This is a genomic window from Methylococcus sp. ANG (assembly GCF_040730495.1).
In the GTDB taxonomy this organism is placed as follows: domain Bacteria; phylum Pseudomonadota; class Gammaproteobacteria; order Methylococcales; family Methylococcaceae; genus Methylococcus.
Map to the genome: position 1 here is coordinate 2,965,696 of NZ_CP160399.1, position 21,600 is coordinate 2,987,295.

Annotated in this window: 26 protein-coding genes and 3 pseudogenes; 15 read left to right on the forward strand and 14 right to left on the reverse strand. The window is 60.6% G+C overall.

Annotated elements, in window-relative coordinates; all coding sequences use genetic code 11:
• Window positions 1-142: 142 nt before the first annotated feature.
• Together ABZN20_RS14315 and ABZN20_RS14320 are read left to right on the forward strand one after the other, a co-directional pair.
• Window positions 143-367, forward strand: a complete 225-nt coding sequence (locus tag ABZN20_RS14315; RefSeq protein ID WP_367027570.1) for a CHC2 zinc finger domain-containing protein — start codon at window positions 143-145, stop codon at window positions 365-367.
• A complete protein-coding gene (locus tag ABZN20_RS14320; RefSeq protein WP_367025679.1) occupies window positions 364-2,499 on the forward strand; it encodes a YfjI family protein in 2,136 nt (711 codons plus the stop codon). The genes ABZN20_RS14315 and ABZN20_RS14320 overlap by 4 nt, the downstream gene beginning before the upstream one ends.
• 692 nt (window positions 2,500-3,191) lie before the next feature.
• Here the strand turns inward: ABZN20_RS14320 and ABZN20_RS14325 are convergent.
• Entirely contained in the window at window positions 3,192-3,587 is a 396-nt protein-coding gene (locus ABZN20_RS14325) for a tyrosine-type recombinase/integrase (protein ID WP_423246410.1), read from the reverse strand.
• Window positions 3,588-3,649: 62 nt separating this feature from the next.
• Here ABZN20_RS14325 and ABZN20_RS14330 point away from each other — a divergent pair.
• The 4 genes and pseudogenes from ABZN20_RS14330 to ABZN20_RS20085 all read left to right on the forward strand — a co-directional run.
• Window positions 3,650-3,808, forward strand: a pseudogene (locus ABZN20_RS14330) (transposase); the annotation flags it as partial.
• On the forward strand, window positions 3,808-4,395 hold the full coding sequence (locus tag ABZN20_RS14335) for an IS5 family transposase (protein WP_367025145.1): 588 nt from the start codon (window positions 3,808-3,810) through the stop codon (window positions 4,393-4,395). The pseudogene ABZN20_RS14330 and the gene ABZN20_RS14335, both read left to right, overlap by 1 nt.
• A 228-nt stretch (window positions 4,396-4,623) precedes the next feature.
• Window positions 4,624-5,325: pseudogene (locus ABZN20_RS14340) on the forward strand (transposase); the annotation flags it as partial.
• Window positions 5,326-5,466: 141 nt separating this feature from the next.
• Window positions 5,467-6,112, forward strand: a pseudogene (locus ABZN20_RS20085) (transposase); the annotation flags it as partial.
• Window positions 6,113-6,344: 232 nt separating this feature from the next.
• Here the strand turns inward: ABZN20_RS20085 and ABZN20_RS14360 are convergent.
• From ABZN20_RS14360 to ABZN20_RS14380, 5 genes are all read right to left on the reverse strand, one after another.
• Window positions 6,345-7,334 carry a mechanosensitive ion channel family protein gene (locus ABZN20_RS14360; protein ID WP_367025683.1) on the reverse strand — a complete coding sequence of 330 codons (990 nt, stop codon included), beginning with the start codon at window positions 7,332-7,334 and terminating at the stop codon, window positions 6,345-6,347.
• Between the two features lie 278 nt (window positions 7,335-7,612).
• Window positions 7,613-7,765 carry a DNA-binding protein gene (locus tag ABZN20_RS14365; protein WP_367027571.1) on the reverse strand — a complete coding sequence of 51 codons (153 nt, stop codon included), beginning with the start codon at window positions 7,763-7,765 and terminating at the stop codon, window positions 7,613-7,615.
• Window positions 7,766-7,770: 5 nt separating this feature from the next.
• Window positions 7,771-7,935, reverse strand: a complete 165-nt coding sequence (locus ABZN20_RS14370; protein WP_367025684.1) for a hypothetical protein — start codon at window positions 7,933-7,935, stop codon at window positions 7,771-7,773.
• A 14-nt stretch (window positions 7,936-7,949) separates the two neighbouring features.
• Complete coding sequence (locus ABZN20_RS14375) at window positions 7,950-8,288, reverse strand: HigA family addiction module antitoxin (protein ID WP_367025685.1); 339 nt, start codon at window positions 8,286-8,288, stop codon at window positions 7,950-7,952.
• An 8-nt stretch (window positions 8,289-8,296) separates the two neighbouring features.
• Window positions 8,297-8,578, reverse strand: coding sequence for a type II toxin-antitoxin system RelE/ParE family toxin (locus ABZN20_RS14380; RefSeq protein WP_367025686.1), 282 nt, complete (start codon window positions 8,576-8,578; stop codon window positions 8,297-8,299).
• 786 nt (window positions 8,579-9,364) lie between these two features.
• On the opposite strand from ABZN20_RS14380, the gene ABZN20_RS14385 reads away from it, so the two are divergent.
• Window positions 9,365-9,538 (forward strand): hypothetical protein, encoded by a 174-nt coding sequence (locus ABZN20_RS14385; protein WP_218808117.1) that lies wholly within the window; start codon window positions 9,365-9,367, stop codon window positions 9,536-9,538.
• Window positions 9,539-10,194: 656 nt separating this feature from the next.
• Here the strand turns inward: ABZN20_RS14385 and ABZN20_RS14390 are convergent.
• The 4 genes from ABZN20_RS14390 to ABZN20_RS14405 form a co-directional block, all read right to left on the reverse strand.
• The gene (locus tag ABZN20_RS14390; RefSeq protein ID WP_367025687.1) at window positions 10,195-10,764 is read right to left on the reverse strand and encodes a hypothetical protein; all 570 of its coding nucleotides are present in this window, start codon (window positions 10,762-10,764) and stop codon (window positions 10,195-10,197) included.
• A 404-nt stretch (window positions 10,765-11,168) separates the two neighbouring features.
• Window positions 11,169-11,408, reverse strand: coding sequence for a hypothetical protein (locus ABZN20_RS14395; protein WP_218808115.1), 240 nt, complete (start codon window positions 11,406-11,408; stop codon window positions 11,169-11,171).
• Between the two features lie 401 nt (window positions 11,409-11,809).
• Window positions 11,810-13,240, reverse strand: coding sequence for an RtcB family protein (locus ABZN20_RS14400; RefSeq protein WP_367025688.1), 1,431 nt, complete (start codon window positions 13,238-13,240; stop codon window positions 11,810-11,812).
• Window positions 13,241-13,254: 14 nt separating this feature from the next.
• Window positions 13,255-13,686: an archease gene (locus tag ABZN20_RS14405; RefSeq protein WP_367025689.1), complete on the reverse strand. Its 432-nt coding sequence runs from the start codon at window positions 13,684-13,686 to the stop codon at window positions 13,255-13,257.
• A 67-nt stretch (window positions 13,687-13,753) separates the two neighbouring features.
• Between ABZN20_RS14405 and ABZN20_RS14410 the strand changes: the two genes are divergently transcribed.
• Window positions 13,754-14,251: a CDP-archaeol synthase gene (locus tag ABZN20_RS14410; RefSeq protein WP_367025690.1), complete on the forward strand. Its 498-nt coding sequence runs from the start codon at window positions 13,754-13,756 to the stop codon at window positions 14,249-14,251.
• On the opposite strand, the gene ABZN20_RS14415 is transcribed toward ABZN20_RS14410, so the two are convergent.
• Together ABZN20_RS14415 and ABZN20_RS14420 are read right to left on the reverse strand one after the other, a co-directional pair.
• Window positions 14,245-15,225 carry a metallophosphoesterase gene (locus tag ABZN20_RS14415; protein WP_367025691.1) on the reverse strand — a complete coding sequence of 327 codons (981 nt, stop codon included), beginning with the start codon at window positions 15,223-15,225 and terminating at the stop codon, window positions 14,245-14,247. The two genes, ABZN20_RS14410 and ABZN20_RS14415, sit on opposite strands and share 7 nt — an antisense overlap.
• A complete protein-coding gene (locus ABZN20_RS14420) occupies window positions 15,222-15,536 on the reverse strand; it encodes a hypothetical protein (RefSeq protein ID WP_218808111.1) in 315 nt (104 codons plus the stop codon). The genes ABZN20_RS14415 and ABZN20_RS14420 overlap by 4 nt, the downstream gene beginning before the upstream one ends.
• 143 nt (window positions 15,537-15,679) lie before the next feature.
• Between ABZN20_RS14420 and ABZN20_RS14425 the strand changes: the two genes are divergently transcribed.
• Together ABZN20_RS14425 and hflD are read left to right on the forward strand one after the other, a co-directional pair.
• Window positions 15,680-16,069, forward strand: a complete 390-nt coding sequence (locus ABZN20_RS14425) for a nucleotide pyrophosphohydrolase (protein WP_367025692.1) — start codon at window positions 15,680-15,682, stop codon at window positions 16,067-16,069.
• Window positions 16,066-16,686 (forward strand): high frequency lysogenization protein HflD, encoded by a 621-nt coding sequence (gene hflD / locus ABZN20_RS14430; protein WP_367025693.1) that lies wholly within the window; start codon window positions 16,066-16,068, stop codon window positions 16,684-16,686. The genes ABZN20_RS14425 and hflD overlap by 4 nt, the downstream gene beginning before the upstream one ends.
• Before the next feature lie 48 nt (window positions 16,687-16,734).
• Here the strand turns inward: hflD and ABZN20_RS14435 are convergent, their stop codons facing one another.
• Both ABZN20_RS14435 and ABZN20_RS14440 read right to left on the reverse strand, forming a co-directional pair.
• Window positions 16,735-17,037: a SelT/SelW/SelH family protein gene (locus tag ABZN20_RS14435; protein WP_218808108.1), complete on the reverse strand. Its 303-nt coding sequence runs from the start codon at window positions 17,035-17,037 to the stop codon at window positions 16,735-16,737.
• A complete protein-coding gene (locus tag ABZN20_RS14440) occupies window positions 17,021-17,218 on the reverse strand; it encodes a hypothetical protein (RefSeq protein ID WP_367025694.1) in 198 nt (65 codons plus the stop codon). The genes ABZN20_RS14435 and ABZN20_RS14440 overlap by 17 nt, the downstream gene beginning before the upstream one ends.
• 583 nt (window positions 17,219-17,801) lie before the next feature.
• Between ABZN20_RS14440 and nifB the strand changes: the two genes are divergently transcribed.
• The 5 genes from nifB to ABZN20_RS14465 all read left to right on the forward strand — a co-directional run bounded on the left by nifB (window position 17,802) and on the right by ABZN20_RS14465 (window position 21,594).
• Window positions 17,802-19,370, forward strand: a complete 1,569-nt coding sequence (nifB, locus tag ABZN20_RS14445) for a nitrogenase cofactor biosynthesis protein NifB (protein WP_218808106.1) — start codon at window positions 17,802-17,804, stop codon at window positions 19,368-19,370.
• A 264-nt stretch (window positions 19,371-19,634) separates the two neighbouring features.
• Window positions 19,635-19,859, forward strand: a complete 225-nt coding sequence (locus tag ABZN20_RS14450) for a 4Fe-4S binding protein (RefSeq protein WP_367025695.1) — start codon at window positions 19,635-19,637, stop codon at window positions 19,857-19,859.
• 11 nt (window positions 19,860-19,870) lie between these two features.
• Entirely contained in the window at window positions 19,871-20,254 is a 384-nt protein-coding gene (locus tag ABZN20_RS14455) for a HesB/IscA family protein (RefSeq protein WP_218808104.1), read from the forward strand.
• Between the two features lie 7 nt (window positions 20,255-20,261).
• Window positions 20,262-20,822, forward strand: coding sequence for a hypothetical protein (locus tag ABZN20_RS14460; RefSeq protein ID WP_367025696.1), 561 nt, complete (start codon window positions 20,262-20,264; stop codon window positions 20,820-20,822).
• Entirely contained in the window at window positions 20,803-21,594 is a 792-nt protein-coding gene (locus ABZN20_RS14465) for a 4Fe4S-binding leucine-rich repeat protein (RefSeq protein WP_367025697.1), read from the forward strand. The genes ABZN20_RS14460 and ABZN20_RS14465 overlap by 20 nt, the downstream gene beginning before the upstream one ends.
• Window positions 21,595-21,600 lie beyond the last annotated feature (6 nt).

Sequence of the window (21,600 nt, forward strand, 5' to 3'; positions counted from 1 at the left end):
ACCACCTAACCCCAAACGACCGCCGCGCCGTGGTGCATTGGCTTAACAAACGGGGGTCTGTAAAATGACCCGCCGCCACGACGCGCAAACCATCAAGGCCGGGGTATCTCCTCGCCTGTTTTACCCTCATGAACTCCCCGGCATGCCAACCCCACGCCGAGAATCCGCGTGGGTTGACGGGGGTTTGTGCCCATTCCATACCGACACCAGGCCAGGAAGTTTCCGGGTGAACCTCGCAACCGGGGCCTTCTGCTGTTTCGCATGTGGCTCAAAAGGCGCTGACGTTATCGCATTCACCCAACAGCATTACAGCCTTAGCTTCCCGGATGCCGTCCGGAAACTATCCAACGAGTGGGGTATCGCATGACCGGCATACCCCAAACTTTCAACAGCAAACCCCTGAAATGGGCCTGGCAATACTCCTCCCCGGACGGCTCAACGCTCGGCGTCGTGGCAAGATATGAGGACCAGAACGGTAAAACCGTAATTCCATTTTTCAAACAGACCGAAACCGGCGGATGGGCGGCCGGTGCCAGCCCGGATCCGAGGCCGCTATTCGGGCTGGACGTTCTTTCCGGCTCCGACCGCCGCGCCGCGCTGGTCGTCGAGGGTGAAAAATGCGCTGCCGCCTTGCAATCTCTGGGGTTGCCCGCCATCACTTCGCAGGGAGGCAGCAAGTCCGCATCAAAAGCCGACTGGGCACCGCTTTCCGGCATCGTCAAAATCTACCTGCTGCCGGACTGTGACGGCCCCGGCGAAGGCTACGCCAAGGACGTATGCCGGGAGCTGGCCAAGCTGCCCGCGCCGCCCGAAGTGCTCATCGTCCGGCTTCCAGACTTGCCGCCGGCGGGTGACGTGGCGGACTGGATACAATCCCGCTGCCCGAAATGGGACGGCTTCCGCCCGGTGCCCGAAGACGACCGGGAACGGCTGATGTCCGAGCTTCGCGCCGCCATCAAAACCAACGCCGAGCCGGTGCCCGCAGGATGGACGCAAGGCGAAAGCTTTGGTGATTGCATCTGGCCGGAGCCGATATCCCTGGAAGCCGCCGTGCTACCAGACTGGCCGCGCGGTGCGTTCTCGGAAGGGCTGGACGACTTTGTCCACGCCGTGGCAGCAAGCACGGAAACCCCGGTAGAGCTGCCCGCCCTGTTCACACTGGCCGCTTTGGCTACCGCCGCCCAAGGGCGGTTCGAGGTTGAAATCAAGCCGGGATACCGGGAACCACTGTGCTTGTGGACATGCCCCGCACTTCCGCCGGGGAGCCGGAAAACCGCCGTCAAATCAATCATTTCCGCGCCGCTGACCGACTGGGAGCGCAAGCAGCGCGCGGAAATGGAACCCGAAATCAAGAGATCCGAGAGCGACCACAAGACGCAAACGGCGCGGATTGAAGCGCTGCGCAAGGTCGCGGCGAAAGCGAAGGGGCCGGAGTTCGACCAGGCGAAGGCGGAAATTGCCGAGCTTGAAGCCAGCTTGCCAGAGATACCCAAACCGCCGCGCGTTTGGGCAGACGACATAACGCCCGAAAACCTGGGCACCATTATGGCCGACAACCGCGAACGGATGGCAATTCTGTCCGACGAGGCGGGGCTTTTTGAAATGATGGCAGGACGCTACTCAGGGGGCGTCCCGAACCTGGATGTTTACCTTCAGGGCCACGCCGGGACCGCCGTGCGGGTTGACCGTGGAAGCCGCCCGCCGGTGTTCATGCAAAACGCGACGCTGACAATCGGCATATCTCCGCAGCCAGAAGTTCTACGCGGCTTGACCGAAAAGCCGAGCTTTCGCGGACGCGGCCTACTGGCCCGCTTCCTGTACGCTTTGCCGCCGTCGAACCTAGGCCAACGCACCGGTGACACTAAACCGGTGCCGGGGTACCTAGCCGCTGGCTACGCCGGGCGCATCGAGGCAATCCTGAACGCGCAGCCGGCAACCGATGAAAACGGCACGCCCTGCCCGCACACACTCAACCTAAACCCCGAGGCGTACGCGGCATGGTCCGCATTCTGGCTCAAGACCGAGGCTGGTATGGGGCCCGGCGGAACCTTCGAGCACTGCACCGACTGGGCGGGCAAGCTGCCCGGTGCCGTGGCCCGGATTGCCGGACTGCTCCACGTGGCGCGTAACGTATTTCGTGGCCCCGAGAAGCTCGAAATCGGCATCGAAGACATGGACGCCGCCATCCGCATAGCGGACGCCCTGAGCGCCCACGCGCTTGCTGTCTTCGACCTGATGGGCGCGGACCCAGCGCTCGATGGTGCGCGGCATGTGCTCAGATGGATTCAGCGGCAAGGCTTCAGGTCGTTCACATTCCGCGACTGCCACGCGGCGCACAAGTCCCGGTTCAGGCGGGCAAGCGAGCTTGAGCCCGCAGTCGAGGTCCTAATCGAGCGGGGACACATCAAACCCACACCCACACCACCCGGCCCGATGGGCGGACGCCCAAGCCGGACCTACCAGGTAAACCCCATGCTATCCCCGGACCGGGCAGAATGAAGGGGTTTTGTGGCTTTTGTTCTCACCTTCGGGGGTTGCGAAAACTATTTCGCACCCCTAGGAAATGGGAACCGCCGAATTTCCTCTGCATGACAGCCGAAACCCAGCAACCACGCGGGTTTGGCGTGGCATAGGTAGGAAATCTAGTAGCAACTAGCGACTAGGCAAACCGGGCGAGTTTGCCCACCCGTCCGGAGTATGGCGCGGGGAAGGACCCGCGCACCGCATCAATCACCTGACCAGACAGCACACCATGACCGAACCAAAAAGCGTAATCGACCTGGAGCTTGATAGCATCGGCCAACGCCTTGCCGAGCTCATAGACTGCATCTGACCGTTACACCAGCACCGGGGAGGTTTTGTGGCTTTTGTTCTCACTTTGGGGGAGTGTGAAATCTGATGTGCCCATGACCGTTACACCAGCACCGGGGAGGTTTTGTGGCTTTTGTTCTCACTTTGGGGGAGTGTGAAATCTGATGTGCCCATGACAGGCCGCGCGCTCGCATGCGTTCGCATACGGTTGTGCGCGTTCGTTCAACGTTCGTTCAACGTTCGTTCAACGTTCGTTCAACGTTCGTTCCAGCTCAAAGCCTGAACCCTTGACCTGCGCGGTCTACAGCGCTGCCCCATGGGGCACTGGTGGGGCACTTGCCGGAAAATAACGGCAGTTATCCACAACAAGCAACAATCATTCAATCATCACAAGACGTTGTTATTATTACTTTGTTGTGTTGCTGATAGTTGTTGCTTTTGCGTTTCGTCCCCCTCCTAAGGGGAAGGTCGTACGTTCGAATCGTATCCGGGGCGCCACCTTTCATTCCGTAATCAAGAGCTTGCGGCATTTTCGGGCGATTCGTCGCAATGTCTTCGCTCTTTGACGTGACTAAAACGTGACACACCTCTAGCTCCCCAACGACGGCGCGAACGTTCTCCGGGTGCAAATGAGCGTAGCGTTCCGTCATCTTGACAGTGCTATGCCGTAACACGTCACGAACCTCGACAAGTGGGACCCCGTCCATGACAAGCCACGAAGCTACGGTATGGCGACAATCGTGGATTCGAAAGTTAGAACCTGTCTTGAAAAACAAAACGTAGTAAAGTCAATGGTCCCTGGACCTGACGAGCGAAGCCATTGAGTTATCCGAGTGATTTGAAAGAGCACGAATGGGCGCGGATAGAGCGCTACTTTCAGCCCAATGATCGGCGAGGCAGCGGGTGTAAGCATTCGCGAAAACGCATCGTCGATGCCATTCTGTACTTGGTGAAAACGGGTGCCCAGTGGCGGCAGTTGCCCAACGACTTTCCTCCGTGGAAAACGGTGTACGACCATTTCAGCCGCTGGAACAAAAACGGCGTTTGGGAACGCGCGCTGGACGACTTGAATCGGCAACGGCGAAAAAAAACGGCAGAGCGCCCTGTCCCCGCTACGGCATCATTGATTCGCAAAGCGTCAAAACCCAGTACGACAGCGAAGAGCGTGGCATCGACGGCGGCAAAAAAGTGAAAGGCCGCAAACGCCATATCGTGGTCGATGTCTTGGGCAATCTGTTGCACGTCCAGGTTCATGCCGCCAACCTTCACGATACGGTGGGGGCTTGCGAGGTGCTGCGTCGAGCCGCGGAAAAGCATCCCGGTCTACAGGCCTTTTCCGGCGACGCCGGGTATCGCGGCACCGCCGTTCGGTTTGTCGACGAGACCTTGGGGTTGACGCTGCATATTTCCGAGAAGATCAAAGATGGCTTCGCAGTCCTGCCCAAGCGCTGGGTGGTCGAGCGCACCTTCGCTTGGCTCGGGTCGTTCCGCCGACTCGCCAAGGATGTCGAAATCCTCACCGCCACTGCCGAAAACATGATTCGCATCGCCATGCTCAAGCTGACTCTTGCTAAATGTGCTTAAACTTTTACCAGACAGGTTCTTAGCTATCCCGGCTTGTCGACATGCGGTACCGAATGAACGTTTCACACTCTGAATGCGCGTTCCATCCTCGGAGCAAAACACCCAGGGGCTAGCTGGGCAATTTTGCGCCCGATAATTGGCTCGACTCAGTAGAGCTTGCCTAGCAGCCTGTCGGACTTTCCCCGCAGTGCCGGGTAGAATTGCGCATCGCCTTTGGAGCCTGATCGCATGAGCCGTTTTCGACCGATAGACCGCGAGACCGACTACCCGCTGCTGCCGTCGGTGCAGGACTGGCTGCCGGAATCGCACCTGGCGCGTTACGTGGTAGATGTCGTCGAAGGTCTGGACCTGTCGGCGCTGGAACGCGCCTATGCAGGCCGCGGCAGCGATGCCTATCATCCGGCGATGCTGCTGTCGCTGCTGATCTCCGGCTACGCGACGGGTACGCATTCGAGCCGCAAGATCAAGCGGGCCACCTACGATTCCCTGGCCTTCCGCTTCATCGCCTGCGATCAACACCCGGACCACGACACCCTGGCCAGCTTCCGCCGCCGCTTCGGCGAGCAGTTCGCGGCCATTTTTGTGCAGGTACTGCAAGTCGCCCGCGAAAACCAGATCTCGCGCTTTGGCACGGTCAGCCTGGACGGCACCAAAGTCCACGCCAACGCCTCGCCGCACAGCGCGCTGTCCTATGGGCATGCCGAGAAGCTGGAAGCCCAGCTCAGGGCTGAAGTCCAAGAGATGCTGGAACTGGCGGAGGCGGCAGACCAAAGCACCGTCCCCGACGGGGTGAGCCTGCCGGATGAGATCAAGCGCCGCGAAGACCGCCTGGCCGCCATTGCGGCCGCCAAGGCCAAGATCGAAGCGCAAGCCAAGGAGCGCTTCGAACGGGAGCAGACCAAATATGAAGCCAAGCTGGCCAAGCGGCAAGCCAAGGAAAAAGGCTATGTCTGCGTTAAACGTTGAAAATTACTGGCTGACTTGCAACTCATTGAAATATCAATTGATTGCAAAGCCATGAAAACCCCGAGGTACGGGTTCCAGGACGTATCAACTGTTAACGCAGACATAGCCAAGGAAAAGGCCACCGGCAAGAAGCCCGGAGGCAAGCCGCCGAAGCCACCCCAGGCCGGTCCGCGGGCGGACGATCAGCTCAATCTGACCGACGAAGAGTCCCGCATCATGAAGGTGGCCGGAGGGGGCTTCGAGCAGTGCTACAACGCCCTGGCGACGGTCGATACCGAGTCCATGCTGGTTATATGGCACCGCATGTGACCCAGGCGGCCAACGACAAGGACCAAGTCGAACCGATGTTGGGCAAGCTGCGGTCACTTCCCGAGGGGATGAACCACCCGGACCAAAGGGTGGCTGATACCGGCTTCTTCAGCGAGAAGAATGTCCAGGTCTGTAATGCCGCCGGATCGAGCCGCTGATCGCCGTCGGGCGTGATGCGCACCATCCGCGCTGGTGCGAGCGGTTTGAGGAGCTGGCCCCGTTGCCGGAGCCAGCCAGCGCCGTCGAGCAGATGAAACACGCCCTCAAAACCCAGGCCGGCCGCGCGGCCTATGGGTTGCGCAAACAGACCGTCGAACCGGTGTTCGGGATCATCAAGTCGGTGATGGGCTTCCGCCAGTTTTTGCTGCGCGGATTGGAGAATGTCCGCAACGAATGGACGCTGGTTTGCCTCGCGTGGAACTTGAAACGTATGGTCGTATAGCGCCCGCGATCCGCCCAGTGGGCCTGAAATAGGGCGAAATTCGCTCGTCTTGAGCCCATTCGCGCGATCAGAGCCCAAAATGCGCACCACGATAGTGCAACTCGTGCTCGCACATGGCATTTGGCCGCTGCGAGATCCTTAAGTCCGACAGGCTGCTAGGGCGAGGCTCCCAGCGTTCCAAGAGGCCGGCAAAGGCGAACAGGCCGAGTAAATGGGCTGAGGTCCATTGAGGTCACCGAGGATTGCCGTCATAACGGACCTGCAATGGTGGCAGCCCGACGATTTCGAACGTTGCGGATGCGATACCGATACCCGCCTGATCCAAAGCTTCAAGAATTTCACGGCTCATGGTGTCTTTGAGCTCACGAATACCGTGATCTTTAGTAACAAACCGGACGGTAAGTTCAAGCCAATTATCGGTTAGGCGAAAATAGACCTTGGGCGCAATGTCGTCAGCCTTAAGTATATTGTAGCGATGCTGCATTTCTTTGAGGATGTCGTCATCGATTTCAGTGGATGATATGGCATGACGTCGCGCTGCACTCAATAGGATGTTTTCCGCACGGGTGCGGTCGGCGTTGTATGTTATTGGGAGGTTGATTTCTTCCCATAAATATGGGAAATCCCCCGAGAAGTTATAAACTGGATCATCGAATATTTTATCATTGCTTACTGTTACAATTCGCCCGGTATATTGCCTGCTCCTGACCCACTCTCCTTCTCCACCCGGCCCTGAAGGCGGTTGTCCCATTTCCATGAGAGTCGTATGAAAAAAGTGGAGGGCAATGACTTCACCTCGCACACCGCCGATGCTGATCCGATCGCCCACCTTGAAGGTCTTGCCCCGCAAGATGATAAAGTAGCCCACAAGCGCGGTTATTACGCGTTGCATCGCAAACGCAAGTCCGGCTGTCAGTAGACCAAAGACGGTAGCCAGGCTGGTTGGATTGTCGAACCACACGGATACTACGCAAATCAGGATTAGCCCCGTGGTAATCATCCGTATGGTCTGACGGAGCCAAAATATTATTCGCTCGTTGTTGCATCGGCGCTGAATCCAGTCAGAAAACGCCATTAGGCCGTAATGGAGTGCTACGACAGCAGCGACGAATATTATTGTTATTAGTATGCGTTTGCCATTGTCGGCCGATAGACCGACGAGTTGAATGCCTAGTATTTCAATTGCCTGATTCGGATCAATAACGTTGCTCGATTCTTCCATATCTATCCTCCGACAAGTAATATCTATGATGAATCGCGATGCTGCATGATGCGAATTGGATGTGCCGTGATTTCATGCGCTGAGGCGCAATGGATTCAAGCAGGAAGGCTACCGGTCGAATCGGTACTTAAAATACATTGTGCCCAGCTTGAAAATAGAACCTCAATCGCGGTATGTCAACCATCGCTCGACTGGTTAGGCGGTCGGTTTGGGTGACAACCAAAGCATGGGATGTTCCGAGCCCGCATAGCGTGCGCTTAGCCTGCGTAGCGCACCGATCAACGCGCGTGTGGTATCTTGGACAACTTTTGCGGCGTAAGGCGGTAGCCCACGGCGGGGAGAATGGCGTTCACGCTGCCGAATTGCGGATTGCCATTTTCGGAGAGGGCTTTCTGCGCACCTTTACGGCTGAGGCCGGAGGTTTCGGCAATACGGCTTAGCCTTTAATTCGGCTGACGATGCGCAGGGAGGCCATCAAGGCGGCCGTGTCGCCGCTTTCGGCGTATTCGTCGAATAGGACGGTGATGTAGTCGTCGATTTCTTCGGGATGGTCGCGGAGGTACTGTTCTTCAACTTCGCCGATCGTTCGATAGGTGCTCATGGCTTGCTAGGGATTCAATGCGATCCGGGGTTTTGCCGCCATTGAGATTGCCCGGCATTGTCGTTCGATGCCTTGGCTAAGGTAGGTAAGGCGCCGATCGCATCGCCGGCTTTCTGTTCGGCCCGGCGCAGTTCGTAAAGCTTTTGCAGGTTTAGCCAGAATTCGGCGCTGGTGCCAAAGAAGTGGCCGAGGCGCAGGGCGGTGTCTCCGGTGATGGCGCGCTGGCCGTTGAGGATTGAGGTTATCCGGTTGGTGGGCACCTGGATTTGCCGGGCGAGTTCGGCGGCGCTCATGTCCAGCGCTTCAAGTTGTTCGGCGAGGTGTTCGCCAGGGTGGATGGCGATGCGTGCCATGGTATTCCTCAGTGGTAATCGATGATTTCTACGTTGACCGGACCGAGTGCGTCGAGCGGCCATTCGAAGCATATCCGCCATTGTTTGTTGATGCGGATGCTGTACTGACCTTGGCGGTCGCCTTTGAGGGCTTCGAGCTGATTGCCTGGCAGTTCGAGGTCCCGTAAGGAGGTCGCCGCGTCGAGCTGGTCGAGCTTCATACCGGCTTTGCGTTCGATGCTTTCAAAGGCTTTGATCCGCTTACCTTCGGCAAACTCTCGGGTGCGCTTGTCTCGGAAGCTGATGATCATGGGGTGACTTTAGAGGCAGATTCCGCGTTACGTCAAGCGTATTTTCACCCGAGCCGACATAGAGCCGGTACGCTGAAGGATGAAACGCACCTTTCAGAGAACCAAATCAACGTGACTAAAACGTGACGCTATGTAGTCAAAAGACGCAGTATGGTGTCACGCTTAGTCACGTTCGCACGGGGCGTGGTGCTTTAAGTGGTTGATATTGAAATAGATAAAAAAAGTGGCCGATCCCCCTCCTGAGGGGAAGGTCGTACGTTCGAATCGTATCCGGGGCGCCACCGCTCCTCCCAGAATTGTAATGTTTCAGCTTCCTCGGGTGATTGTTCGCCATCAACTTCGGTCCGCGGAGCCGGTTGGTCGGAAGGTTTGTACCGGCAACTCCCTGGCCTATGCGCACCAGTGGAGAGTCATTACGGAACGGCATTTCGCCAAATTTGTTCGACGTTCCCTCGAGACACCGCGGGTCTGAACGAGATGTCGAGGAAGTCACCACTGGGCTTAATAGCCGAGTAAGCGAAATTACGGTTAGCCGCGGCGAGTCAGGGACAGGAGCATTCCGAAAACCGTCTGTCGGGAAATGCCTGGTATCCTCAATAATCCATTTGAAATCCGTGAGAGTGGCTGAAGTCTGATCTCGCGGATGCGTCCTGGCTGCAGCATCGGTTCGTCACGGATCCTTATTGATATGGTAATGATGATGTCACGATTGCATGGTTAGGATGGCTGCGGTTCGCAGGTCCTGCGTGCCGTACCATTCTAAGAAATCAACTTGAGGAGGTCGAAATGGAACAAGAAAAAGATAACTTTTGGTTCTATATTGGCGGCTTGATAGTTTTTGTTATAGCTCTTGTATTCGTTTTCAAGAATACCCATAAGGAAGCGATTCCGGAAAAGGCTTATACGGAAACCTCCAAGGAAATCGACGAGCAGATTGCCAAGGCGAAGCAGCAGCAGTAACAATCTTAAAGTCCTGTCTTTTTGAGGTGCAGGGACGTACCTCTCTTCTGAAGATCAAGCCCCGACCGGCAGGCTGCCTTCGACGATTCATCCCTCGTAGACACCAGCGACTCGTCGGATAGGCCGTGTCCGAAAGGCCGTGACGTCGTAGTGAGCCGTGCTCATCTGTTCCGATGCGGCAGACCACTTCATCGCGGCAAGGTTATTGCCTCGAGAGTCCGTGCAGGAAAACCGGGGGCGGTCGTCAATAGCCGGGCTGCTTCAAAGAAGTCCTGGCCTGGCGCCGCATATTGCCATTAACATGGAATGGAAAGAGGCCGGATCAAGCATCGGTGATCCGGTAAAAAACGGTGTCCGCCTATGTCGTATCCAGCGTTGATATTGCGTCTGCTGTTATGTGTTGTGTTGCTGCTTATCCATTATCTTGTCATATTCGTGCCGGTCAGCGAATCGTTCCTTATCTACATCATTCTGGTCAATCCCAAATGGTTTCGAGACTTTCTAAGCCGGACGGCCACGGACACATAGGAAGGATTGCGGCCTCCCCTTGCCGGCAAGATGACGGCCGCAAATTCCGGGTTTGCCAAGGAGTTTGCGGCTTCCATTCCGGCATGCCCAGGGGCATTACAATGGGGCGGCGTTGGACGCCAGTCGCGTCAATGCCAGCCGCCGTAATTTTTGGTCGGATCTCCGCGGAAGCCTGAAGAGGTCTTGTCCTCGTCCGGCACGGAGGTGCTGAGTACGGCTGCGGCCATCAGGTTTTTCCGTGTATAGCCGCCCAGGGATTTGGCTTTTTCGGCTATCGCCGTAGTCAGCGGGTTGATGTTGTAGTTGGTCATCGATGCATCGGCAATGGCCAGAGTGAGCGGTTTTCCATTTTCGGACCCGGCGTCGGGATGGACCTGCAGCAGGATGGGCAAAAGGGTACCGGCCGGGATCACGATGGAATACCGGCTGGTATTTTCCAGGGTACTGATGGAAATGACGTTGCCTTTTTCGTCAGTGGCCAGGATTTTGCCATTGGTGATGGCGCCGTTCTGGCCGGTTACCGTTCCGGCGAGCGTCGCATCTTTTTCGTATTTTTGCACTGGCTCGTTGAGGGCAGTGCCGCTATTCGACTGTTCGCCGCAGCCGGTCAGAAGAGCGGCCGCGCTCAGCAGCAGCAATAAAGTGCTCGCCAATCCTTTCCGGATAGAGCCTGATGGAAGCGCGTGGAAAATCATCATAAGTGTCTCCTCATTTGATCTTATTCTTTGTCGGTGTGGCGTTTTTCTGTATGCATTCCAGGGGGGGGGCAGTCCGGCAGGGTTTTCGTGACGCGGACTCGGCAGTCTCGGTCAGGCGCTGCAAGAACGGCACCGCGGCACCAAGACGTTGTTGCGCTGGCTGTTCCGCAATACGAACGCCTGGGGAAAGACATCGGCGCCAGGAAACGTTGGAAGCGTGCGAGACGGTACGCCAGCGGTTCGCTCCGGCGCAGGGGCGAGCCATGCGGAGCCGTGAGAGCGGTTGAGAGGGAGATCCGCATGGGCCGATACCCCTTCGGTCATCGGGACGGCGAAGCAGTATACCAGTACGGAGTAAGACCCGGCTCGGAACTCGGCGCCGGATTGAGCGTAGGAGGCGGGTCTTAGACGACGCCGAAAATCTTGCTCGCAAGTTCCTTTTGGGCTACGCGCTCGATCATCGTATCCACGAACGCCTCGATCCTGCGTTTTTCTTCCCGGCTGAGGGAGGGGTACGCCCGCTTGTACGCCGTGTTGAAGCCTTGGATGTCCTGGAGCGTATACGGCGCGCGGATGCTGGCGATATAGCTCGAAATGTCCTGAAACGCTTGTGAGAACAACGGAATCGCCTGAACGGTATTCATACAACGGACCTCTCTACACGGAACCAGCCTGATGACAACTGGTTTGGAGTCTATACCGTTCTTCCGGAGTGAACAATATATAAAAAGTCTAAGCTATGTTTCTTGTGGTTAAACATTGGAGGGTGAAAAAAATAAGTTGAGAAACATTCTCATTTGCGTTAGTCTGTCCTCGACGTCGGGACCAGCCTGGAAGATTTCCGGGTGAGGCCATCGCTGGCAGTCCCGAGGTCGGCGAGTTCCGGCTCCAGTCTCCTTGCCGGGACGTCGTTTCTCTGTGGTGTGTGTCTGGGAAAGGAATGCCCCTCTCAAAACCCTGGTGGCGAACGCCGCTGCCGGGGTCTTTTTTTCCCGAGCGAATCCTTTGAACGTGGGCTTGATGACGCTTCAAGTCCACGGCCGCGTCACCCTTTGATGCAGACGATCGGTTCCAGCCGGGCGACCAGCCGCGCCAGCCCGGCCCGGTCGGAAGCCTGCACCACGGCGTGGACGTCCTTGTAGGCGCCAGGGGCTTCCTCGGCGACGCCCCGGTACGAAGGGCTGCGGATGAGGATGCCGCGTTCGGCGAGCTGGTCGATCACTTGCCGGCCCTGCCAAGTCCGGGTGGCCTGGTGGCGGCTCATGCTGCGGCCGGCACCATGGCAGGCGGAGGCGAAGGAGAGCGCCTCGCTCCGCGACGTGCCGGCCAGGATGTAGGACGCCGTGCCCATGGAGCCACCGATGAGCACGGGCTGGCCGGTTTCGGCGAATGCCGCCGGCAGGTCCGGACGGCCGGGGCCGAAGGCGCGGGTCGCGCCTTTTCGGTGGACATAGAGCCGGCGGCGCTCGCCGTCCACGAGGTGCTCCTCGAATTTGCAGGTGTTGTGGGAGACGTCGTACAGCAGCTCCAGCCGGGCCGCGGGCAGCACGCGGGCGAACACCTGCCGGGTGAGGTGGGTGAGGATCTGGCGGTTGGCGAGGGCGCAGTTGATGGCGGCGCGCATGGCGCCGAGATACTCCTGCCCGACTTCGGACTCGATCGGGGCGCAGGCCAGCTCGCGGTCGGGGAGGACGATGCCATATTGCTTCGCCGCGCCCTGCATCAGGCGCAGATATTCGGTCCCGATCTGGTGGCCCAGGCCGCGCGAGCCGCAATGGATGCTGACGACCAGATCGCCCGCCGCGATGCCGAAGGCCAGAGCAGCCCCCGCGTCGAAAATCTCGGCCACTTCCTGGACTTCCAGGTAGTGGTTGCCGGAGCCGAGGGTGCCCATCTCCGCGCGCTGGCGTTCCTTGGCGCGGGCCGAGACGTTTTCCGGCCGGGCGCCCTCCATGCGCCCGTGTTCCTCGATGCGGGCCAGGTCACGCGCCTCGCCCCAGCCCTGTTCGACCGCCCATCGAGCGCCGCCTTTCAGCATGGCATCGAGGCCCTGGGTGTCCAGCCGGATCTTGCCGTGACTGCCGAGCCCGACCGGGATGTCGGCGTAGAGGGCGTCGGCCAGTAAGGTTTTCACCGGTTCGACGGCGGGGCGTTTGAGGCCGGTGAGCAGGGTTCGCACACCGCAGGAGACGTCGAAACCGACGCCGCCGGCCGAAACCACGCCGCCCGCGCCTGCATCGAAAGCAGCCACGCCGCCGATGGGAAAGCCGTAGCCCCAGTGGGCGTCGGGCATGGCGTAGCTGGCCTGGACGATGCCGGGCAGCCTGGCGACGTTGGCGGCCTGTTCCAGCACCTTGTCGTCCATGGCGCGGACCAGGGCCTCGTCGCCGTACAGGATGGCGGGCACGTGCATGCCGGTTTCCGGATTCAGGCGCCACGTGTAGGCGTCGATCTGTTCGAGACGGTCGATGTTCATGGCAATCCTCCCCGTCAAACGTCCACCACGCACTGGGCGCGCCACAGGCCGCCCGCTTCGCGCTCCACCTTGAGCTCGGTATAGGTCGCGCCCTTGATCTCCACCGCCGGCCGATGGCGCAGCGGGTCCAGGGGCTCGCCCCAGGCGATGCCCTTCAGCCGGTCATGGGCGATGTCGACCCGGAACCGCCCGAACACCATCCCCCGCACCGACATTTCGTAGACCAGCGCATTGAGCCAGTCCGCCAGGGCGAGTTCCAGGTCGGCGGCCTCGCATTCCACTTCGACTTTTTCCGTTGTCCGGATCGAGGCCGGGTCGCAGATCACCGCCGACAGCGCCAGTGCCGCCTGGGAGAAGGCCTCGTCCGGCGTGGCGCCGAAGCCGCGCACGCCGATGTCGGCCATGTGTTCGAAATGCTCCCAGCGGGCGGAATCTGAGTCGGTCATAGGAGGGATACGCCCAAGGCGGTTCGGATTATGATCGGCATCGTAGCGAATTTACGGATGCAACGATATGGGCGCCGAAATCACGGGAATGACCGCGCGACTGCTCATCCTACTGATGATGGCGAATGGCACCCCCATCCTGCTGCGGAAGCTGTTGGGAGACCGCTTCGGCTGGCCGGTGGACGGCGGCCGCCGCTTCCCGGATGGGCGGCCGTGGTTCGGGCCGAGCAAGACCTGGCGGGGGCTGGTCTGCGGCATAGGTGCGGCGGCGGCCACTGCGCCGCTGCTGGGGTTGGCCTGGGAGGTCGGTGCGCTGGTCGGCGCGGCATCGCTGGCCGGAGACCTCTTATCCAGTTTCCTCAAGCGGCGGCTCGGGATCGGCTCCAGCGGCATGGCGCTGGGTCTGGACCAGGTGCCGGAGTCGCTGTTGCCGCTGCTGGCGGTGCGGGAGCGCTTCGGCCTGGAATGGAGCTACATCGCCTGGTTCGTCATCGTGTTCATCGTCCTCGAACTCGCCTTGTCCGCCGTCCTTTACCGCCTCCGCATCCGCAACCGCCCTTATTGAGGCGGCAGGCGCGACAGCCGGTGCAGGGTGATTTCCGGGGGACAGTTCAGGCGGACGTCCAGGATGGAGACGCCGGAGCCGGCCGAGGTGTAGCCCTGCATGCGGTGATAGCGCCAGTAGCCGCGGCCGAACGCGCGCGGACAGCGGGCGTTCAGCGTCAGCGGAATGCCGCCGGGCAGGCAGATCTGGCCGCCATGGGTGTGCCCGCTCAGCATGATGTCGAAATCGGCGTAGGCGGCATGGCGGTACAGTTCGGGCGAGTGGGACAGCAGGATGGAGACGGCGCCTTCCGGGATCGGGTCGGCGGCTTTTTCGATGTTGTCCGCCCGGTAGTAATGCGGGTCGTCGACGCCGGCGAGGAAGATGGAGGCGCCGTCCCGGCTGATCTCACGCGCTTCATTGAGGAGCATGCCGACCCCAAGGTCTTCGATCTCCGGCGCCATGCGGATGGTGTCGTGATTCCCCAGGATGGCGAACACCGGCTTGTCGAGGTGAGGGCGCACCTGCGCCAGCCCGGTGATGGCGCCCCGGTAGGGCCCGAAGGTGCGGGCGCGGAAATCGCCGGTCAGTACGCAGGCGTCGTAATGCCCGGCCTGGCCGATGGCGCGGATCAGGGCGTCCGGAAGGTCGACGGCCATGTCCAGGTGCAGGTCGCTGATGTGCAGCAGGGTGTAGCCGTCGAAGGCTTCCGGCAGGTGCGGCAGCCTGAATTCGTTGCGGCGGATCTCGATGCGGCGGGCGGCGCGCTGGCCGGGCCGGTACAGGAGGCTCAGCTTGAGCATGCGCCGCAGCAGGGTGTGCAGGCGGTTCCAGTTCTCGATATGGAAGAAGGTGCGGCCCTGTCCGAAGATGCGGGCTTCGAAATCGTGCTCGATGCCCAGCCGCTGGTTCAGATGGCAGCGGCCGATCCGCCGCTCCAGCCGCGCGTACGCGTCGGCCTGGATCGGCGGACACGCTGGGTGCCGCCCGGTCACGGCGTGTGTACGACCTGATCGAGCAGACGCGCCAGCTTGGCGATGGCGTTTTCCACGGACTTGAAGGTGTCCGCGGCATCCGCCGGGTTCTTGGCCAGCTTTTCCACCTTGCCGGCCGCCGACGAAATCGCTTGTAATGCCTGCTGGTAGGAGGGGGCTTCGGCATTGAGCGAGGCGGCCACCAGGTCGATCTTCTGCTGGAAAAGCTGGTCCAGCAGCTCGTCGCTCTGCTCCGCGAGTGCCGGCTTGGTGGTGCTGATGGTTTCGAGCGCCTGGATGGTTTTCTGCAGGTCGGCAATCAGTCGGTCCATAGTCGGTAAGCTCCCGTGCCTTTATTCACAAAATTCAGCCCACATGATGCCATGACGGAGGCGGTCATGGACGGGGCGGCCGGGGTTATTTTGACGAGTTGAGCAGAATCAAGCAAAGGCACTGAAGAAGGGGAAAGCCGGTCGTGAACCTGCCCGAGATACAGCAACGGTTGCGTGAATTCGCCGCTGAGCGGCATTGGGATCAATTCCATACGCCGAAGAATCTAGCCATGGCGCTGGCCGTGGAGAGCGCGGAGCTCATGGAGCATTTCCAGTGGCTGACGCCGGAACAGTCCCTGGCCGCGGAGGGCGATGACGACCTCAGGCAGGCGGTGGCCGAAGAGGTGGCGGACGTGGCGATCTACCTGATCCGTCTGGCCGACAAACTGGGGATCGACCTGGAAACCGCCATCCAGGATAAGATGCAGCGCAACGCGGAGAAGTATCCGGTGCATCTGGCGCGGGGCAATGCTGTGAAATACAACCGGCGCAAGACGCGCCTCGAGGACGAAAATCAGGAAACCGAGTCATGATCAAGACACTCGACAACCAGGTGATCGCTCTGGCCGGCCTGGCTCAGGCCACCCACCTCGTCAGACAGATCGCCCAGCGCGGCGCCGCGGATGCCGGCGACATGGAAGCAGTGGTCCGCAGCGTGTTCGCGATCAATGCCGACGACGTGCCTTCCGTCTACGGCGGGGTGGACAAGATCAAGACCGGCCTGCAGCTCCTGGACCGCCAGCTCGCGGGCTTCGAGTCCCCCTATGCGGAACTGGCGCGCTACGGCGCCACCCTGATTCTGCTGGAGCGCAAACTCGTCAGCGACCCCCGCATGCTCGAAACCCTGCGCACCGGCGTCGAGCAGGTCAAGGAGCAGGCCGAGTATTTCGGCGAACTGAACGACACCGTCTACGCCAATCTGGCCGATCTCTATCAGCGCACCGTGAGCCAACTGCGGCCCCGCGTCATGGTGAACGGCCAACCGTCCTATCTCACCGACAGCGCCAACGCCAACCGCATCCGCGCGCTGCTCCTGGCCGGCATCCGCGCCGTGGTCCTGTGGCGGCAGTGCGGCGGTGAGCGCTGGAAGCTCCTGTTCCAGCGCAGCGCCATGCGCAAGGAGGCGCGGCGGCTGCTTCAGGCGTCGTAGCGGTAAGGCCGGGCCGCTCCCTCCGGCCTAAGGTTCGGCCGGCGCCGGTTATGCCGCCGAATGATGTGCCGGCCCCCCTTTCCTGTCGGCATGGCCCAGGCTTCTTTCCGGGGCAATCTCGTCCCGCACGAGCTGTTTCAGTTCGGTGATTTCCGGAAAACGTCCCCGCTCCTTGCGCGACCAGACCAGTTTGCCGTCGGCCCATACCTCGAAGATGCCGCCCGTGCCGGGTTTCAAGGTCAGTTCGCCGATCTCCTGGTCGAAGGTCGTCAACAGCTCCTGCGCCATCCAGGCCGCGCGCAGCAGCCAGCGGCATTGGGTGCAGTAGCGGATTTCAATGCGGTTGTTCATGGTGTCTCCCGAGGGTGTCAATCGGCGTATGGACCACTTCGCCCGTCGCATCGTTGGCCAACGCCGTACCGGGCGTGCGGCGCACGGTCATTTTCACTCCCTTGACCTGGGTGCAGACTTCTTCCGCCGTGCGGGTGTTCGGCGGATGCTGGTCGAGTGCCCGATATTCCTTGAACAGCACGCGCGGTGATGCAGCGTTTGAGGATGGCCTTGGTTTCGATATCCGCCTGCGGCGGCAAATCGTGATAAGGCCCGTCGGGCTGCCAATGGCTCACGATGACGTTTATCGATTTTTTTCGACACATCCGCAGTCTATGTCGATGGCCTCGACACATCAATCCAATGTGTCGAGGGTTTTCTATTTTGTCGACATAAACCGGCGATGTGTCGACGGCATCGACAATCGCGGGTCTATGGATGGCGAGGCAAGGCCATTTCTTTCCACGCATTACCCCGCTTGCAGGGGGACTTCGTAGGCACGGGCTACCCAGGATCGGTGAGGCACTTTTGTTTGTCGCGTTCCGGACAAGCTCGACCAAATCCGGCGGATTTGTGCTCCCCTAAACACGTTCGATTCGTGTGGTAATTAAATCAAGGGCTTGTTTTTGCTAGATATCCTGGTGTGGTACGCCGATTGCTTCGGTCTAGTCGTGAGTGTCTACCAATGTTCCGCACCGGATGCTTCAAACCGGTGGGTAGCGAACGAATTCAAGGGGCGTGTCGGGACGAAGCAGCGACGGGCAAACGAATTTAGGAGTCTAGCAATGCAAACAGTGCAGAACCATACGGGGGCGGAGTCCGCGGGCGTCAACGCCGCGGCGAATGTCGACGAGATCATGCAGAAGGTCGCGGAGCACAAGGGCTGCGGCACTTCCGGCGGCTCCGGCAAGGCGAGCTGCGGTTCCGGCGCGGGCGAGAATGATCTGCCGCCGGAAATCTGGGAGAAGGTGAAGAACCATCCCTGCTACAGCGAAGAGGCGCACCATCACTACGCGCGCATGCATGTGGCGGTGGCTCCGGCCTGCAACATCCAGTGCAACTACTGCAACCGCAAGTACGACTGTGCCAACGAGAGCCGGCCGGGCGTGGTGAGCGAAAAGCTGACTCCGGAACAGGCGGCGAAGAAGGTGCTGGCGGTGGCTTCCACCATTCCGCAGATGACGGTGCTCGGCATCGCCGGTCCCGGCGATCCGCTGGCCAATCCGGAAAAGACCTTCAAGACCTTCGAGCTGATCGCCAAGACCGCGCCGGACATCAAGCTGTGCGTGTCCACCAACGGCCTGGCCCTGCCCGATCACGTCGATCGGCTGTCTCAGTACAACATCGATCACGTCACCATCACCATCAACATGATCGATCCGGAGGTGGGCGCCAAGATCTATCCCTGGATCTACTACAACAAGAAACGCTACACCGGCGTGGATGCGGCCAAGATCCTGACCGAACGCCAGTTGCAGGGCCTGGAGATGCTGACCGAGCGCGGCATCCTGTCGAAGATCAATTCGGTGATGATTCCGGGCATCAACGACCAGCATCTGGTCGAGGTCAACAAGGCGGTGAAGTCGCGCGGGGCCTTCCTGCACAACATCATGCCGCTGATCTCGGCGCCGGAGCACGGCACCGTGTTCGGACTGACCGGCCAGCGCGGCCCGACGGCGCAGGAACTGAAGGCGCTGCAGGACAGCTGCGAAGGCGAGATGAACATGATGCGCCATTGCCGCCAGTGCCGCGCCGATGCGGTGGGTCTGCTGGGCGAGGACCGCAGCGCGGAGTTCACCACCGACAAGATCATGGAGATGGAGGTCAATTACGACCTCGACGCTCGCAAGGCCTACCAGGCCGCCGTGGAGAGCGAGCGTCAGGCGGTGGTGGCGGCCAAGCAGGAAGAACTGCAGACCCTGGCCGGCGCGCATTCCGACATCAAGATGCTGATCGCGGTGGCGACCAAGGGCGGCGGCAAGGTCAACGAGCACTTTGGCCATGCCAGCGAGTTCCAGATCTACGAGCTGTCGACCTCGGGCGCCAAGTTCGTCGGCCACCGCCGGGTGGACCTGTACTGCCAGGGCGGCTATGGCGAGGAGGACGCGCTGGGCACGGTGATCCGGGCCATCAACGACTGCCATGCGGTATTCGTGGCCAAGATCGGCGGCTGTCCGAAGAACGATCTGAAGACGGCGGGCATCGATCCGGTGGACCAGTACGCCGGTCAGTTCATCGAGCAGTCGGCGATCGCTTACTTCAAGGAGTACATCGACAAGGTTGCGGCCGGCGAGATTGAGCACGTCGCCAAGGGCGATGCGGAAATCCGCCAGGGCGCTTTGATTGCGGCTTGATGTGGGGAAATAGATTCAGTTAAGCCGTCATTCCGGCAGGGATCGCCGGACCAATCCGCCAGGAGCGGATTGGCAACGGCCCGCAGGGTGCCGGGCAGGACAGCCCGGCATGAATCCAGGGCACAGGGATGTGTTAGGCCGTAACCATCCTTGGTTCCTGGACCCCGGCATTCCCTGCCGGGGTGACGAGGCACATTTAACTCTACGGCAATGCCCAGAAGGGAAAGGCTGGGAACGAGGGTATCCCACCCAGGAGTTTGAAACATGGCTTACACCATAGTCGAAGAAAACTGCACGGGCTGTTGCGCCTGCGAGCCGGAATGTCCGAACCAGGCCATTTCGGAAGCGAGCAATGGGCTGTTCGTGATCGACCCGGCCAAATGCACCGAGTGCATCGGCCATTACGACGAACCGCAGTGCGTGGCGGTGTGTCCCATCGACCTCACCTGCATCCTTGACGAAAACTACCCGCGATACGAAGCGGCTTAAGGGGAACATCAATGGATCTAACCATCACTCCGAGTGCGGAAAAGTTCATTCAGCGCATGGTGCGTTTCGGCGGCGCCGGACCCGACGCCGGCTTCAGGTTGCTGGTCAGCCCGGGCGGCTGTTCCGGCCTGGCTTCCGAATTCAGCGTCGAAGCCGCGCCCTTGCCGGGTGATGCCGTCGTCACCGTACAGGGGCTGAAGCTGTTCCTGCCCGCGGAGAGCCGCTTGCTGCTGCAGGGCGTGACCATGGATTTCAAGGACACTCCTTTGCAGAGCGGTCTGGTGTTCATCGATCCGAAAGCGACGGGTTGCGGAAGCTGCGGCACCAACGCGCCGGGCGCCGTTCCGGCCGAGGTTTCCGTGGGGATTTCCAGCATCCCCATCAAGAGCGCCTGAGCCGGACATGGGCACGGCTGCTGACAGCGCGGCGCTCAAAGCCACGGAGGAGCCGGTCTTAGGCGCGCTCGACGGCGATCCGGTGGCGGAATGCCTGGGCGAGGGCTTGCCCGCCGAAGCGGAGCGGCATCTGCGTCTGGCCGGGCAGAACTATCACCGGGACGAGGTGGCGCTGGGGCATCTGCAGGCGGCCTGGGAGCTTGCGCCGGGGCATGCGGCGGTCTACATCGGCAAGTACCGGTTCTACTTCTACAAGAACCGGCTGGCCGACGCTCTGGAAATCGCCAAAGAGTGCCTGGTGAAGGCGGCGCTCGACAACGGCATGTCCCCCGATTGGCGGGAAGCCAAGCCGGCGGATGCGAATTTCACCAGCTTCGAGGCCATCGTGCCGCGGTTCTTCCTGTTCACGCTCAAGGGCTATGCCTATCTGCAGATGCGCCTGGGCAACCTGGAAGAAGGCCGGGCCGCGGTTGAGAAATTGCTGGAGCTGGACCCGGCGGACAAGCTCGGCGGTAAGGTGTTGATGGGCGTCCTGGAGAGGCAGGCCAATGGGGACGACGACGAATGACATCGAAGAGGCGCGAGACTGGCAGGGCATTCTGCTGGATTGCAGCCGATGCGAGCAGCGGGAGGGTCTGACCGAAGGCCGCTGCCATCTCGGCCACGCCTGCGTGCACGATCGCTACGCCCGCCGCATCGACCGGTTCTTCAAGTGGAATCCGGATCTGGCCAAATCCTACCTGGAGCATCCGTATTTCGAGACCCGGGCGGTGGCGGCCAAGCACGTGGAGCTGTTCTATCTGCCGCGGCTGGTCGGCGACCCGGACGAGACCGTGCGGCAGAGCGTGGCCCAGCGTCTGCCGGTGCGCTCCAAGCAGTTCGAAATCCTCCGGCGCGATCCGCACCGGGACGTCCGGGTCAGGGTGGCCGAGCGGGCGGAGCCGGGCGATCTGGCTGCGATGATCGGCGACGAGGATTATTTCGTGCGGCAGATCGTGGCACGGCGCCTGCCGCCCGGCCTGCTGGTGAAGATGATCCACGACCGCGACCCGGAGGTTCGCAAAGTGGTGGCGCAGCGGATCGCGCCGGAATGGCTGCCGACGCTGGCGGCGGATACGGAAATGCCGGTCCGGCTGGCGGCGGTCAGGCGCATGGATAACAAGCAGTTGAGGCAGCTCGTCAAGGATCCCGACTGGCGCTTGCGTTACGAGGTCGCCAGCCGGCTGGAGCCTGCCGACCTGGAGCCCATGCGTGCCGACCCCGACCAGGCGGTGCGGGAGCTGGTGGCGCAGCGGCTTAACGAACCGCAGGCCGGCGGCGTTTTGCCGGAAGCCTGCTAGAGATGA